9 protein-coding genes are annotated in these 15,290 nt (G+C 46.0%); 1 reads left to right on the top strand and 8 read right to left on the bottom strand.

The features are described from left to right. Positions 1–146: 146 nt before the first annotated feature. The 5 genes from DEM91_RS01590 to DEM91_RS01570 all read right to left on the bottom strand — a co-directional run bounded on the left by DEM91_RS01590 (position 147) and on the right by DEM91_RS01570 (position 8,998). Positions 147–1,649 carry an arylsulfatase gene (locus tag DEM91_RS01590; protein ID WP_249857676.1) on the bottom strand — a complete coding sequence of 501 codons (1,503 nt, stop codon included), beginning with the start codon at positions 1,647–1,649 and terminating at the stop codon, positions 147–149. Positions 1,650–1,700: 51 nt separating this feature from the next. After that, complete coding sequence (locus DEM91_RS01585) at positions 1,701–3,770, bottom strand: RagB/SusD family nutrient uptake outer membrane protein (RefSeq protein ID WP_249857672.1); 2,070 nt, start codon at positions 3,768–3,770, stop codon at positions 1,701–1,703. A gap of 17 nt (positions 3,771–3,787) precedes the next feature. Then, the gene (locus tag DEM91_RS01580; protein ID WP_410525612.1) at positions 3,788–6,943 is read right to left on the bottom strand and encodes a SusC/RagA family TonB-linked outer membrane protein; all 3,156 of its coding nucleotides are present in this window, start codon (positions 6,941–6,943) and stop codon (positions 3,788–3,790) included. Positions 6,944–7,388: 445 nt separating this feature from the next. Next, positions 7,389–8,402: a FecR family protein gene (locus DEM91_RS01575; protein ID WP_195252311.1), complete on the bottom strand. Its 1,014-nt coding sequence runs from the start codon at positions 8,400–8,402 to the stop codon at positions 7,389–7,391. A 32-nt stretch (positions 8,403–8,434) separates the two neighbouring features. Continuing rightward, a complete protein-coding gene (locus DEM91_RS01570; protein WP_195252312.1) occupies positions 8,435–8,998 on the bottom strand; it encodes an RNA polymerase sigma-70 factor in 564 nt (187 codons plus the stop codon). Positions 8,999–9,325: 327 nt separating this feature from the next. On the opposite strand from DEM91_RS01570, the gene DEM91_RS01565 reads away from it, so the two are divergent. Next, positions 9,326–9,868, top strand: coding sequence for an NUDIX hydrolase (locus DEM91_RS01565; protein ID WP_249857670.1), 543 nt, complete (start codon positions 9,326–9,328; stop codon positions 9,866–9,868). A 13-nt stretch (positions 9,869–9,881) separates the two neighbouring features. Here the strand turns inward: DEM91_RS01565 and mfd are convergent, their stop codons facing one another. The 3 genes from mfd to DEM91_RS01550 all read right to left on the bottom strand — a co-directional run bounded on the left by mfd (position 9,882) and on the right by DEM91_RS01550 (position 15,282). Then, the gene (gene mfd, locus DEM91_RS01560) at positions 9,882–13,376 is read right to left on the bottom strand and encodes a transcription-repair coupling factor (protein ID WP_249857669.1); all 3,495 of its coding nucleotides are present in this window, start codon (positions 13,374–13,376) and stop codon (positions 9,882–9,884) included. A 282-nt stretch (positions 13,377–13,658) separates the two neighbouring features. Further along, on the bottom strand, positions 13,659–14,411 hold the full coding sequence (locus DEM91_RS01555) for a polyprenol monophosphomannose synthase (RefSeq protein WP_036929967.1): 753 nt from the start codon (positions 14,409–14,411) through the stop codon (positions 13,659–13,661). A gap of 112 nt (positions 14,412–14,523) precedes the next feature. Continuing rightward, positions 14,524–15,282, bottom strand: coding sequence for a lysophospholipid acyltransferase family protein (locus DEM91_RS01550; RefSeq protein WP_249857667.1), 759 nt, complete (start codon positions 15,280–15,282; stop codon positions 14,524–14,526). Between the last annotated feature and the right edge of the window lie 8 nt (positions 15,283–15,290).

The following is a 15,290-nucleotide window of genomic DNA, read 5'->3' as shown; positions in this document are numbered from 1 at the left end:
CTGGAAAGATACAACGCAACAATTGCTCGGTCTTCATGATGCAAAGATAACAAATACTTATGAAATTATGTGCATGAAGAGAGGAGGGATGCAACTGGGTTTTACGACTGACCCCCTAAAATCACAAAGCCAGTTTCAGTCTTTTCTTACTCAGGTAAGGTTACCTGAAACAGCTTGCTTTCCACATGCTCTTTCAGTACGATCTTCACCATTTGCCTTACAATGTCTGGATGCAAAGCAGCCACATCGTGGTCTTCGTGCAGGTCGGAAGCAAGGTTATATAAGTGTGGCGTGCCCTTTATCACCACCATCTTCCAATCTCCCATACGCACGCCTATCTGGTTGGTCTCGTGAAACTCCCAATACAAATATTCGTGTTTAGTGGTCTGCACTCGCCCAAGCAGCGTTGGGGCAAACGATATACCGTCGAAGTAATCAGTCTTTACTTTTCTGTTCCTGTATTTTTTCTCATAATCCTTTACACCCGCCAGCTCGCAGAAAGTAGGCATCAGGTCGTAAAAAGCCACCTGCAAATCGGTGCTTGTACCCGCCTTGATATGTCCTTTCCACCATGTGATGAAAGGAATACGGATGCCCCCCTCGTAGCATTGTCGCTTCAAGCCTCGCAGCTTGCCGTCTCGCCCAAAGAAATCGGGGTCGGCACCACCCTCCTCATGGGGACCGTTATCACTGGTAAACACCACAAGCGTATTTTCGTCCAAACCTTTCTCCCTTAGTTTCTTGAATATCTGTCCCACATACATGTCCAACCGGGTAATCATGGCAGCAAACTGGGCATGCGTGTGTGTCACAGCATTGTACCTGCTACCCTCGTTTCCTCCCCATGTCTTGTCCTCGAAAAACTTACGCTCGTAGAATGCTACCAGCGAATCATCGGGCTGCACCAGCTCAGCGTGAGGCAGGGTATAAGTAAAGATACCAAAGAAAGGATGTTTCCCGTCTTGCCTGTCGAGCCACTGCAAGGCACGCTGATGTATCATGTCTGCAGAGTATTGTGTACGCAGAGCATACTGCTTGCCAAACATAGGATAGCGTATGTTTGCATCCAGCACCACCCTTCTCACAGCCGTATCACCCCGCTGCCTGCTGTACTCGTTCAGGAAGTTTGGATAATACAGATGAGCCTGAAACTGGCAGATGTAGCCATAAAACTCATCGAAGCCTCGCTTGTCGGGCGTTGACACCGAGCCTTCATACCCTCCTGCCCACTTGCCAAACATCCCTGTTCGATAACCATTGTCTTTCATTATCTCTGGCAGAATCACATGGCTGGGGTCATAGGGATGCTGACCAACAACAGAATAGTCTTTGTTTATGCCATAGGTTACCAATGGCACGTCACGCCAATACTCTTTGTTGCCCCTGACGGCAGTATGCCCAGTGTGTTGCCCAGTCATCATGCTTGCTCTTGAGGGTGCACTTACAGGCGCACCGGCATAGGCCTGCGTAAAGCGCATGCCTTCGCTGGCCATGCGGTCGATGTTGGGTGTGCTGATGTATGGCTGCCCATAACACCCCAAATCGCCATAACCCATATCGTCGCACATAATATAAATAATGTTAGGTTTGGTTAGCTTTGCGGCCTTAGGGTGTCCTTTTGCCATTACAGGTGTAACTGCAAATGCCATTACACCTGTAACCATGATGTTTTCTCGAATATCAAAGTGCTTCATGTTTATTTATTTTGTCAATCCAAACAGCTGGTTGTAACCAGGATTCTGTGTCAGTTTAGGATTCAGCACAATTTGGCTTGTGGGTACCATCATGAGGTAATACGCATCCAGCCAACCGCCTGCCACCAACGGACTTTCATAGGTATAAATCCAACCACTTCCCACCGTGTTGTTTTCTGCACTGGCTTTGCCAGATGACTGTATCTTCTCGTAATCGACAAACTGTCCAGAATAACTATTCTTTCTGGGTGCATAGATATTGTCTTGCGCTGTGGTCCAAAGTCCGCAGGGCTGGCGGTTGACATAATAGGCAGCCTTTGCCCAACGGCGAACGTCATAAAATGCGAACCCCTCGCCAAAGAGTTCTGTTTGACGCTCTCGCCTGATCTCCCACAACACAGGGTCTACGTTGTAATTGCCAAACTTGCCACCTTTGCCTGTCCACCATGGAGCATTGCCCTTGTCTCTATCAGGGTCAAAGTCGGCATCTATTTCAGCTACTTTCATGAGTGCAACTCCTGAACGTAAACGCAGCTTGTTGATGGTCGCATCGGCAACAGACTGGTTGAATATTCCAAGTTCCCATGCGGCTTCGGCATAATTGAGCAATACCTCTTCTATCTTGAAGATAGGCTTGTCGGCAGTGCAAAAAGCAGATGAACCAGTAGAGAATTCCCACATATCGTAATTCTTCCAAAAATAATATCCCGTGCGGCACCTCATAAAGGGGACTCGCGAATCGGTGGTGAAGTTAGGACTTACTGGTGTAAGAGCAGCTCCCCAGTTTTGTCCAGGGCATCTCTTCATGCCCTTTCCACCATACATGCCGCCTCTTACACACTGGTCGTTGACGCCCATGTAGTCGATGTAGAAACGATATTTGGCTGCCTCGGCGGCTGTCACTACATGACCTTGATTGTTGTCGCCAGCCTTCAAAAATCGCCAACTCCTGAATGAATGAACATTATCCTCTGCTCCATTGTTTGGCGCCACTACATAAGGAGGCTGTATGTTTTGGTACAATCGGGGGTCGCGACCAGCAAAAGTGTCCCACATATCCTTGCCTTTTCCACCTTGATAGCCCGACTTGGGGTTTGCAATGGGGTAGCCGTTCTTCATCAGAAACATATCTACTGTATATTGCGGCACGTCGGCGGCATTGGCAGCTATGTGTTCGTAGTCATTATAACGGTGCATCAGCATATTGTCTACAAACTCCTTGGCCAGTATAACACCGTCCACACCCTTCAAGTTCTCTGTGGTCCAGAGCTCACCGTAGCCTGCGGCATCTTCTTTCTCGCTGCCGCATCCTTTGTACAGCGTAGGATAGACATCCATTAGTTCCTTGGATACCTTGATACATTTGTGGAGATAAGCCTCGTAAGGTTCGTTCAGTCCGTGATATTTAGCCCACGTTGCCTCTCTTAACAAGAAGCGAGACAATGCCGCCTTTATTGCATGTGCTGTAATGGTGTTGTCACCGTCGTGCTGCGTCCCGATGTTGTCTGCGGCGTATTCCAGACGGGCAATGATACTATCTGCCACCACGGCTCGAGGCGTACGTGGTCCATACGCTGCCTCATCGCTCTCACTCAGCACCTTGTTAACCCAAGGCACGTCGCCAAAGCGATCTACCAGCTCCATATACCAATAGGCCGAAAAGAAATAAGCCACCGACCGCCAATGTGCTGCTTGTGCCGCTGTAAGGTGTCCGTCACCAAGATGGCTCAACAAGATGTTGATACGACGGATGTATGAGAAGTCCCATCCTCCCCCGTCGGTAGTGGGCATCACCGTTTGGTAGGCATAAGGATTTCGCTGGTTGTCCCGATGGGTTACCAAGCCTCCGTACATATCCCCATAAAACTGTGCGTTGACATAACAGCGATTTATACTGGTACGGATAGTCGTATTGGTAAACATCTCATAGCATGGGTTGATAAAAGCCTTGAAGTTGTCGTTTTCCAAAAAGGCATTGTCTTCTATCATGTCCGTGACAGGATACTTGTCCAAGAAGGCATCATTGCAAGAAGACAGCGCCACCATGACCAATAAGGTTAATATAATCTTTTTCATGTTATTTGCTTGTTGAGTTAGAAAGTAATGCTTGCACCAACTGAGATGGTACGATAATAAGGATACGTCCAGGAAATTCCGTTGCTTAAAGCATTTGCATGTGAGCCAGCGGCCGTTCCCTCTGGGTCATACCCTTTTGGCAAAGATGTGAAAGTGGCCAAGTTTTCCATGCTAAGGAATACCTTGGCACTGCGAATAAACAGCTTGTGTATCCATTCTTTTGGAAGAAGGTAAGAGAGAGTGACGTTCTTGACGCGCAGGTATGCAGCGTTCTGGAGATACCTATCACTTATCCTTGTGTTTGAACGGATGTTGTTGCCTTGATCGTAAATACGGAATAACTCGCAGCCAGGATTGGCAGCCACCATGTAGTCTGGGCTGCTGGGATCGTAGCTCTTGGCTGTCCAATAGTCTGTCTGGTTATAGTAAAGCGGTTGGAATACCGCATCACCAGCATCAACACCAGCAAAAGGAAACAGAGCCGACCCACCCAGCCAATAGTCACGCTTGCCAACGCCTTGCAACAATACTTCGAGACTGAGACCCTTGTAGCTGGCACCTATGTTCATACCAAACTGATAACGCGAGGCGTTGTTGCCTATAACTTTCCTGTCGCCTGCTTTCTCCACGGTGCCTTCCCCAGCGGTAATAACACCATCACCGTCCAGATCCTTGAACTTCATGTCGCCTGGCTGCGGGTTGTAACCATTAATCCTGGTCACTCCCTTGTTCAGCACCCAGGTTCCCTTTCTTGCCGCATCTTGATCAAAGTCGCCAATGGCATAATAGCCATCAGCCTCATATCCCCAGATTTCTCCTATACGCTGCCCTACATAGTAATCTGACAACAGCCGAGACTCGTTGTTGAACTTGGTAATCTCTGCCCAACTGTCATAGACGTTCAGTCCTATCCTGTAGTTTAGGTTGCCTACATTGCTGCGCCAAGCTACACTTAGCTCCCATCCTTGGTTCTTCATGTCGGCCACGTTTTGCAAGGGAGCTGTCGTTCCCACCACCTTAGGAATCTCTATACCCGCTGCTAACATTCCTGTGGTCTTACGGTTATACCAGTCAAAAGTAGCATTTAGCTGGTTGTTGAAAGCATAAAAATCGCACCCAACATTAAAGGTAGTTACTTTTTCCCATGTAAAACTACTGCTTACAAGTCCCGGTGAGGTAATGTAAGTAGTCTTCCCTCCTGCATCCAAAATGTAAGTACCTGCACTGTTTACAGACATTGTAGGCGTGAACTGATAGGGGTCGATACGCTGGTTTCCCACTGTTCCATAAGACACACGCAACTTGAGATCATCCAGCCACGACTTGGACATACTCATGAACTTTTCCTGCCCCAATCTCCAACCGGCACTTACAGACGGGAAAAATCCAAACCGATTATCTTTCGGGAACTTGGACGAACCATCGTACCTGCCGTTTAATTCAAATAAATACTTATCGGCATACACATAGTTAAAGCGCGCAAAACCACTCCTGATGGCATATTCAGAATACTTATCTATGATTTTCTTTTCACCCGTTCCACCTTCAAATGATGGCACGCTTGGAGTGGCTTGCGCCAATACGTTTCCATAGAAGTACCGATAATAATACTCCTCCTGGTTGAAACCAAGCATCGCCTTGAAGGCGTGGTTTCCCCATGCATGTTCGTAATTGGAGAAAACGTTCAGAGCATTGTATTTCGCAGTAGTGTCGTACATTCTGTAAAAGTCCTGTCCTTTCTCCGTTGAATTCTTTGCGGCCAACTGAACGTCGGCAAAGCGAAACCTGTCCGAATAAAACTGATAATGAGTATCTGTTCGGTTGTAGGTATATTCACCTGTGATGATCCAACCAGGCAACAGCTTGAAAATGGAGCGGAGCGAGATGCGAGGCACGGATTTCTCTTCATGAGAGACAGGAGCCAACCGTATCATGTTGGAAGGTGTTTGCGAGGGCAAATTCTCATTAGTTCCCAATATTTTGCCTGGCATGTCACCTTCTGGATAATAGTTTATCAGCCTTGTTGTGTAGTAGGGATACATGTTTCCTACAACCTCTGGTTTTGAGAGATCAGAATTTGTGTACGAGATGTTGGCCTCTTGCGTATACCACTTCAGAACATCAGCCGCTATGAATCCGTTGATTGTCTTGCGTTCAAACATGTCCTTATTGGTAATTAAGGGTCCATCTTCCTTGCTGAAACTACCAGAAAGCCTGTACCTGATACGATCTGTACCACCAGAAACCGTCAAGTTGTGGTTTTGAATGGCACCTGTTGTCATCATATTCTTTGCCAAGTCATTCTCACTTAGCCAATACACCTTTCCATCTGTATCCTGGAAGATGCCGTCTCCTACCGTTGAAACAGAAGAAGGATTTTGATTATATTTGTCAAGATAGTCACGCCACTTGGATACTTCACCATTGCCAGCCCAATACGAATTGGAATAGCCCGCTTCCATGTAGGCATTAAGATATTCCCTGAGTGATGACTGCTTCAAGAAGTTTGCGGTTTGTTCCCACCCCACATTGAAATTATAGTTGGCAGAGAAGTGTTCGTTGGACTTGGGATGTTTCAACGAAACAAGTATGACGCCACCTGCTGCACGCGCTCCATAGATTGCCGAACTGGCTGCATCCTTCAGCATAGTGACGCTTTCAATGTCGTCAGGGTTCAGTGTGCTCAGGTCGCCTTCAACATTGTCTATAAGCACCAATGGAGCACCACCGTTGATGGACAGCGTACCTCTGACGTTAAGAGACTTTGCCACACCCGGTCCAGAACCACCACCAATGGTGAGTCCAGGCATGGCTCCCTGCAATGCCGAAGCAGCACTTACCACAGGTCGGTCGCCCAAGACGTCTTCCATTTTCACTTGTGCTACAGACCCTGTGAGATTTGCCTTCTTTTGGGTACCATAGCCTACGACAACGACTTCGTCAAGTGCTTCGATATTACTCTCCAAAATAACGTTCATCCCAGCGGTCGCTTTCACTGCTGTTTCTTTCATTCCTACATAGGAAATCGTCAGCATGGCACCCGCAGGAACGTCAATGACAAACTTCCCGTCAATATCGGTTATCACACCTTTTTTAGCTCCTGCCTGCTTAACAACGGCTCCTACGATTGCTTCACCAGAGGTATCTACAACCATACCCTGAATCGTTCGCATGTTATTTTGAGTTTTCCGTACGGGTTGTATCAGAATATAATTTCCATTCACAGAATAGGTGTACCCTGTACCGGCAAGCAGTTCAGTTAGAACGTGCAGTACATCAGTGTCTTTCTGTGTCAAGGTGACAAGGCGGTCGGCATTGAACTGCGACACATTGTATTCGATTTTATACTTCGAGAGCTGCTCTATCCGCTCGAAAGCCTTCTTCAGAGACATACGCTCTCCATTGAACGACACACGTTGCGCATGGATGGACATCGTTCCGACCATAAGCATACACAATGCCAATCTCAAGCAACAAATTACTCTTTTATTCATACATGGTTTATAGTTATAGGTTTAATTTCATGGGTAAGACGTGAAAGCTGGCGACAACACCCAAAGTAATAGTGTTAAATAATCATAACAATTAAAAAATACACGATGTGAAGCCTCTTTAATGCTACTCAAAGTAAATATCATTACCTTCTACCCGATAGGCAATACCTGGAATGAGGCGCTTGATGACATAGAGAACGTTTTCCAACTTCTCGTTCTGATTGAAATGTGCACGGATACGCTGCTGAGCATATCGATCGTTCAGTAAATGGCATTTCACATTGTACATCCTTTCAATTTGTCGCAGGGCTTCTTTCAAAGAGACATCTGTAAGCTGCAACTTGCTCTTTCGCCATGCGTCGCTCATCCCATCACCTACTTGCTGCACAACCACTTTTCCTGTGGATGGAACATACACCAACTGCTCGTTTGGCACGAGAAAGTGTGTTCCGTCATGAAACTCGTCGTGCACAGCAACGACAACCTTTCCCGTTTTCAAGGTTACAGTCACTGCATCCTCGCCATCATAGCTTTTTACATTGAAAGATGTACCCAACACTTTGGTCTGTAAGCAACGTGTGGTTACCACAAAGGGGCTGCTCATTTTGGCAACTTCAAAGAAGCCCTCGCCCGACAAAAATACCTTGCGCGTTTTTTGTACAAATGCTGTTGGATAAATAAGTGTAGAGCCTACATTGAGCCATACCTTGCTGCCATCTGGCAAAACAATGTTTTTTTTCTGTCCATAGTCGGTCATAGCCTCAAGAAATTCCACCTGATCCACCTGCTCTGCTTTTTTGGAAGTCTGTATATACCAGTAGGCAGAGAAAGACATAGCCATGACGGCAATCAGCCATGAGGCAGCAAAAATTCTCCAACGAGGGCGCATGACGACGCCTGCCGCTTTAGTCGCGTTGCCAGATACCAACGACAAGTTGTTTTCAACCTGCATCAAGGCGATGTCCAGCTCATCGTCGTCCAGTTTGGCATGACGTGTGTCATCCCATATTTTTTGCATAGTATCGTCTTTTTCTGCCAATATTTGCTCATCTGCCAAGTAGCGAAAGACACGCTTCTTCGTGCGACTGGAAACATTGTGATGAAAGAAGTACTTGATGATGGCGTCTCTATATTTCATATTGTCTGCTTTATATCAATGACGAACTTCCGTCAAAATACACCCAAGTTGTTAACAATTAATAAGAAGAGATAAACTATTTTTCTTAACTGCCGTAACGCTAAATTAAGGTGATTCTCTGCGGTTTTTTTGCTGATAGACATGGTCTTGGAAACTTCTTCAAGGCTTAGCCCCTGCTCTCTGATCATCCGGTAGACAGCTTGCCGCTTTGGTGGCATTGTCTCTACCACCATATCTACAAGCAACCTCAACTCCTCACGCTCCAAGTCTTCAAAAGGAGACGCAGAATCTGGAAGACACATCCCATCGTCAATGCGCTCAATGACAAGGTTCTTCTTCCTACTTCTAATATAATCTAAGAAAGTATTTCGTGCCGTCTTAAATAAATAGGCATCTAAATTTCGAACAGTAACAAGTTGGCTGCGATGCGTCCACAACTTCACAAATACCTGCTGAGCAATGTCATCAGCATCGCTTGCCTCTTTTGTAAGTCCTAATGCAAAAGCACGAACACGAGGATAATATTGTCTAAAAACTGCCTCAAATGCAGATACGTCACCAGAGGCAAGCCGCACAAGATAGTTGTTTATGTCCAATTTTACGAAGATTGAAAGGGATGTCGTTGTCCCCCACTTTACAATAGTGTATTTGTTGCGTTGACAAATGTACGCAAAAAAAGGCAGTTTACAGACATTTCAGCTCCCAAAACAACATCTATTTTTATAAATTCCTGTCCATACAGACCTAAAGAAAGGATATAGAAACTGCTAATCTCCTGCAAAAAAGACTCACATAAGAAGATTAGATTTGTGCCATCAAAAAAAAGTCGTACCTTTGCTACATCGTACACTTGAAACACAATGGTTTCCGAGTGACTCGCAACACTGCAAAGTAGAGCTTCCAACTATCTAAAATAAAATAGCATGTCAATCAAAAAATGGGAAACATTAAAGTCTGATTACATCATCAAACGACCGTGGCTGACGGCTCGTCGCGATGAGGTAAAACTGCCAAACGGCGTGATTCATGACGAATACTATGTGCTGGAATATCCCGATTGGGTAAATGTTATAGCAGAAGACTGCAAAGGAAACTTGATTATTGAACGCCAATGGCGACAAGGACTGGGCATTGTGTCGAATGAAATTTGTGCTGGCGTGATAGAAAAAGACGAAGAACCGCTCGACGCTGCCAAGCGAGAACTGCAAGAAGAAACAGGCTTTGGCGGAGGTACATGGAGCAAACTCATGACCATCTCTCCCAATCCTAGCACCACGAACAACCTTTGCCACTGCTTTTTGGCAAAGGGTGTAGAACCAATCAGCAGTCAACACTTGGACAAGACCGAAGACATCGAGTTTGAGTTACTGCCTAAAGCCAAAGTCTTCGAAATGCTCAAGAACGGTGACTTCATGCAGGCACTGATGATAGCTCCTTTGTGGAAATACTTTTCTGAACATCGGTAAGGCGCATTCAGCGTTACATCGATGCACTGCTCTCTATCTCTCTAAGTATCTTCACGCCCTCTTCAACACTCGAAACATTGCTCACATGCAACATCCGTTTGCCCTTCACCTCCTTTAAGTCGCAGCGACGAGCATGCTGGGCAATGTAGTTGAGCACGCTATCAAATGCTTTGCTCTTATAATATGCACTCATGGGATTGCTCACAAACTGCAAGGTCATGTTACCTTGTTTCAGTATGAGCTTCTCACATCCCAAGCGTTTGCCCACGCGTCGCAACGCCACAACATTCATCAGTTCTACACCTTCATGCGGAACTGGACCAAACCGGTCTTCCAACCTCTTTCTATAAGTGGTCAGTTCATTATCATCTTCAATATTATCCAACTCGCGATACAACAACATACGCTCGCTGCTTCCCGGCACATAGTTATCGGGGAAATACATTTCCAAATCACTCTCCACGGCACAGTCGTCCACGAAATCAGCGCCCGACACCACTTCTCCACTTGCAATAGATTCTTCGTACAGGTCGCTGAACTCGTCATTACGTAACTCGGTAACCGCTTGTGAGAGGATTTTTTGATAGGTTTCGTACCCCAAATCCTCCATGAAACCGCTCTGTTCTGCCCCTAACAAGTTCCCTGCCCCACGAATGTCCAAGTCTTGCATGGCGATGTTGAACCCGCTACCCAATTCAGAGAACGTCTCCAAAGCTTCGAGACGTCGGCGCGCTTCGGGTGTGAGAACCGATTTAGGGGGTGCCAACAGGTAGCAAAAGGCTTTGCGATTGCTTCGCCCCACACGTCCCCTCATTTGATGAAGGTCTGACAATCCGATGCGATGAGCGTTGTTGATGATGATGGTATTGGCATTACTGATGTCAATACCATTCTCAATAATCGAAGTTGAGAGTAACACATCGTAATCATGATTCATGAAGTCTATCAAGACATTCTCCAACTGTTCGGGCGGCATCTGACCATGCCCAATCGCTACACGGCAATCGGGTACATATTTTTTAATCATCTTCTCAATCTCGGGCAGCGTAGAGATACGGTCGTTCACGAAATATACTTGTCCGTTTCGGCTCATCTCAAAGTTGATGGCATCGGTAATGATTTCGTGTCCAAACGTACCTATCTCTGTGTGAATGGGATAGCGATTGGGAGGCGGTGTGCGCATAATACTCATGTCGCGCGCGCCCATCAACGAGAATTGTAGGGTACGGGGAATGGGCGTTGCCGACATGGTGAGCGTGTCAACGTTAGTCTTCAGCTTCCTTAACTTTTCTTTCGTTGCCACTCCGAACTTCTGTTCTTCATCGATGATGAGCAAACCTAAGTCGTGCCACTTCACCGACTTTCCCAACAGCTTATGCGTTCCGATGATGATGTCGATGCGCCCTGCCGCCAAATCCTCCAACACCTGACGGGTCTGTTTCGCACTTCGAGCACGGGAAAGATAGTCCACATTCACGGGCATGCCCTGCAAACGTTCCTTGAAAGTCTTAAAATGTTGGAAAGCAAGCACCGTGGTTGGCACCAGCACCGCCACCTGCTTGGAGTCGCAAGCTGCCTTGAACGCTGCACGAATGGCGACCTCCGTCTTGCCAAACCCTACATCGCCACACACCAAACGGTCCATGGGACGCGCTTTCTCCATGTCGCCTTTCACCTCTGCCGTTGCCTTCACTTGGTCTGGGGTATCCTCATATAAGAAGCTGGCTTCCAATTCTTGTTGCATAAAGGTATCGGCACTAAAGGAAAAACCTTTTTCATGCCGACGCTTAGCGTAGAGCTTGATGAGGTCGCGCGCGATGTCCTTGATGCGCTTCTTTGCCTTTTCTTTGAGCCGTTCCCACGCACCTGTTCCCAATGTAGACAAACGAGGAGGTTCACCAGTATCGCTACGACGATACTTGGAGATTTTATACAGCGCATGTATCGAAACATCTACAATGTCGCCTCGCTGATAGATGATGCGAATCATCTCTTGATACGTATTGCCTGTAGGAACTCTCACCAAACCTCCAAATTTACCAATACCAAAATCAACATGCACAATAAAGTCGCCCGGCTCCATTTCCTGAAGTTCTTTAAGCGTGAGTGCCATCTTGCCAGCTCGTGCCTTATCCGACTTGAGGTTGTACTTATGGAAGCGTTCAAATATTTGGTGATCGGTGAAACAGCATATTTTAAGTTGATGATCTATGTACCCTGCATGAATAGACGCCCCCTTAACAGTCCCCTTCTCACCGTCTTCTGTTGCTGGTCGAGCACTCGGAGCCTGCAACTGCAAGTAAGCTCCTACTCCACTGGAAGACTCCGCTGCAAGTTGAATGGGGATAGAGGAATTATTTTCTTGCTGCGCCTTCATGATTTCACGAAGTCGCTCTACCTGTTTTCCACTCTCCGCAAAAATATACAAAGCATACCCCCGATGTGCATAATTCGCCAATGTTTGGTACTGCAAATCAAAGTTTTTATGAAATAGGGGTTGTGGAGTAATATCAAAAGAAATAGAGACTTGAGGCGTCATATCAGATTGTTGCCCAAACTGAATGCGCTTAAAGCCTGCCATGTCTTGCAGAAATTGTCGCCCACTAATGAGCTGTTGTTCCTTTTGCCAAGCGTGCATCAATTCTCGTTGCTCCACCTCGGTAGCATCTTCCAACTGTTCTTGCATCACTTGCTTGGCAAATCCTTCGTTGTATATGCGTTCTATGGTGTCGTGAACGTAGGTAAAATCTTGCATTACCAACAAGGCAGTGGAGGGCAATAATTGAAGAAACGGAACTCTATCCTCTTTCATCTCCGACAGTTTGGGCACTATCTGAACTTGCTTTTTGTGTTCTTTAGAAAGCTGATCTTGCACATCAAACGTACGAATGGTATCTACCTCGTCTCCAAAAAAATCGATACGATATGGCCATTCACAGCTATAAGAATAGACATCGACAATACTTCCACGCACGGCAAACTGTCCCGGCTCGTAAACATAATCAACTTCATGAAACTCGAAGGCACGCAACGACTTTTTCAACGTCTGCATATCCACCGTTTGCCCTACTGCCACTTGTAGGGTTCGCTCCTCTAATTTTTGCTTTGAGACCACCCACTCGCACAGCGATTCGGGCGAAGCAACGATATAAAGCGGATCTCCTGAACTCAGTTTTGAGAGCACTTCGGTGCGCAGAATTTCGTTAGCGGCATCACGTTGTCCGTACTTAATAGCACGTCGATAAGAGGAGGGGAAGTACAACACTTGCTGATTGCCCATCACCTGCATTAAGTCATGATAAAAATAACCAGCCTCATCGGCGTCTTGTAGTACAAAGAGGATGGTTTGTTGCAACTTTCCAGCCATGCCAGCAAATAGCATGGGCGCAGCAGAAGCCACGAGTCCCCGTAAGAAAACGGTCTTTACAGATTTGTCCTCTACTGCTTTTCGGAGTGCACCCGCCTGGGGCGAAGCTCCATATAATTGTTGAATGTCTTGTATATTCATCGCAAATGCGTTGAGCATACAAAGGTAACGAAATAACGTGAGAAAGCCCCTTAAAACATGGCAATATCTATGAAGGAACCTAAAGCATTGGGGGAATGTTGCTATCTACATGCCTTCACCTGCCAAAACAGACTATTTTGCAGCCTAAAACAGACTGTTCTGGTGTCCAGAACAGACTGTTTTAATCAACAAACCCATTGACTTAAGACAACAGCGTCAATGGGTTTATTTCCTTCATTAAAATATATTGATAATAAGATGATGACCAACGAGACAAAAGCCTTAATCTTTGGGCATTGGTGGATATTTACGTAACCAGCCATCTAAGCGCAAGCGCATCACGCCAAAGAACGCTTCACCAAAGATGCCACCACTCATTTTGCTGGTTCCCTCACGGCGATTGACAAAGATCACTGGTACTTCTTTGATTTTAAAGCCTATCTTATAGGCAGTGTATTTCATTTCGATTTGGAAGCCATAACCCTTAAAACGGACTTCATCTAAAGGAATAGTTTCGAGTACACGTCGCTTATAGCACTTGAAACCCGCAGTGGTATCGTGAACGTTGAAACCAGTAACAAACCGTACATACTTGGATGCGAAATAACTCATCAACACTCTTCCTATGGGCCAATTAACAACATTGACGCCACTGACATAGCGTGAACCTATCGCAAGATCGTATCCTTCGTCGTGACAAGCTGCATAGAGACGTGGCAGGTCATTGGGATCGTGACTGAAATCGGCGTCCATTTCAAATATATAATCGTAATCTTGTTGCAACGCCCACTTAAAACCAGTAATGTAAGCGGTTCCTAATCCTAACTTACCAGAACGCTCCAAGATAAACAATCGATCCTGAAACTCGTTCTGCATCAAGCCATGCACGATAGAAGCTGTGCCATCTGGACTTCCATCGTCTATAACCAACACATGAAAACATTTATCGAGTGCAAAGACGGCACGAATAATTTTTTCAATATTCTCTTTCTCGTTGTACGTCGGAATGATGACGATGCTGTCGCTTTTGTTCATAATCGCTATATTTGTGGGTGATAGATAGATGCAAAGATAATGTAAACCGCTTGATTTACAAAACGTTCTATTCTATTTTTTATGCGTCTATATTTATTGAATGTCTAAAATCTTATTGGTCTGAGTTTGGCTGATAGCCCTGTAACTCTGTTGGTAAAGCCTTCATTATCACTTGATAACTCTCCTGCAGGGTGGCAGTGATGTTCTCTGGACTCTGCTCCTTTGGCGAGATAGGCTCATGTATGGTCAGCGTGAGTGGGTGCCATTGAACCCATTTCATATCACGCATACGAGGCATTACTTGAAAAGATCCGTTGATAGTTAGCGGCACTACAGGCAGTTGCAAATCACTGGCTAACATGTAAGCGCCACGCTTGAAGTCGCCCATATGCCCTGTAAAGGTGCGCGCTCCTTCAGGGAAAACAACTAAAGACATACCGTCTTTCAGCGTTTGGCGCGCCTCTAAATAAGTTTGTTTTATCTTGGCTGTCCCTCTTTTGTCCACGAAAATATGATGTGCAGCTTGACATGCCATTCCAATAAATGGCATCTTGCGAAGCTGATACTTCATCATCCACTTAAAGTTTCGATCCAAAAAACCATAAATCAGAAAGATATCGAAGGCGCCTTGATGGTTGCTCACAAAAACATAAGACTGCTTTTTGTCAAGATGTTCACGTCCTTCGACTTTCACAGGCAACAACAGAATGCGAATGGTGAGCCACGACCAACACTTTCCAGGATAATATCCCCAAAAGTGTCCGTTACCTAAAACACAGCCAAGGGTTGTCAGTAAGGTAGTTAACAGGGTGAGTAATGCCACTAAGGGGGCAGCTATTAAGAGCTGATAGATACGATATAAATATTTCATAGAGAATG

The organism is Prevotella sp. TCVGH (genome assembly GCF_023522295.1).
GTDB classification, from domain to species: Bacteria; Bacteroidota; Bacteroidia; order Bacteroidales; family Bacteroidaceae; genus Prevotella; species Prevotella timonensis.
The sequence above is the reverse complement of the archived record's forward strand: the minus strand, read 5'-3'. Positions and strand labels throughout refer to the sequence as shown.

Coding starts and splice junctions, on each gene's coding strand:
- DEM91_RS01555 (WP_036929967.1), bottom strand. CDS start 14,411: ATGAACAAAAGCGACAGCATCGTCATCATTCCGACGTACAACGAGAAA.
- DEM91_RS01590 (WP_249857676.1), bottom strand. CDS start 1,649: ATGGCATTTGCAGTTACACCTGTAATGGCAAAAGGACACCCTAAGGCC.
- DEM91_RS01580 (WP_410525612.1), bottom strand. CDS start 6,943: ATGCGAACGATTCAGGGTATGGTTGTAGATACCTCTGGTGAAGCAATC.
- DEM91_RS01550 (WP_249857667.1), bottom strand. CDS start 15,282: ATGAAATATTTATATCGTATCTATCAGCTCTTAATAGCTGCCCCCTTA.
- DEM91_RS01575 (WP_195252311.1), bottom strand. CDS start 8,402: ATGAAATATAGAGACGCCATCATCAAGTACTTCTTTCATCACAATGTT.
- DEM91_RS01565 (WP_249857670.1), top strand. CDS start 9,326: ATGTCAATCAAAAAATGGGAAACATTAAAGTCTGATTACATCATCAAA.
- DEM91_RS01585 (WP_249857672.1), bottom strand. CDS start 3,770: ATGAAAAAGATTATATTAACCTTATTGGTCATGGTGGCGCTGTCTTCT.
- mfd (WP_249857669.1), bottom strand. CDS start 13,376: ATGAATATACAAGACATTCAACAATTATATGGAGCTTCGCCCCAGGCG.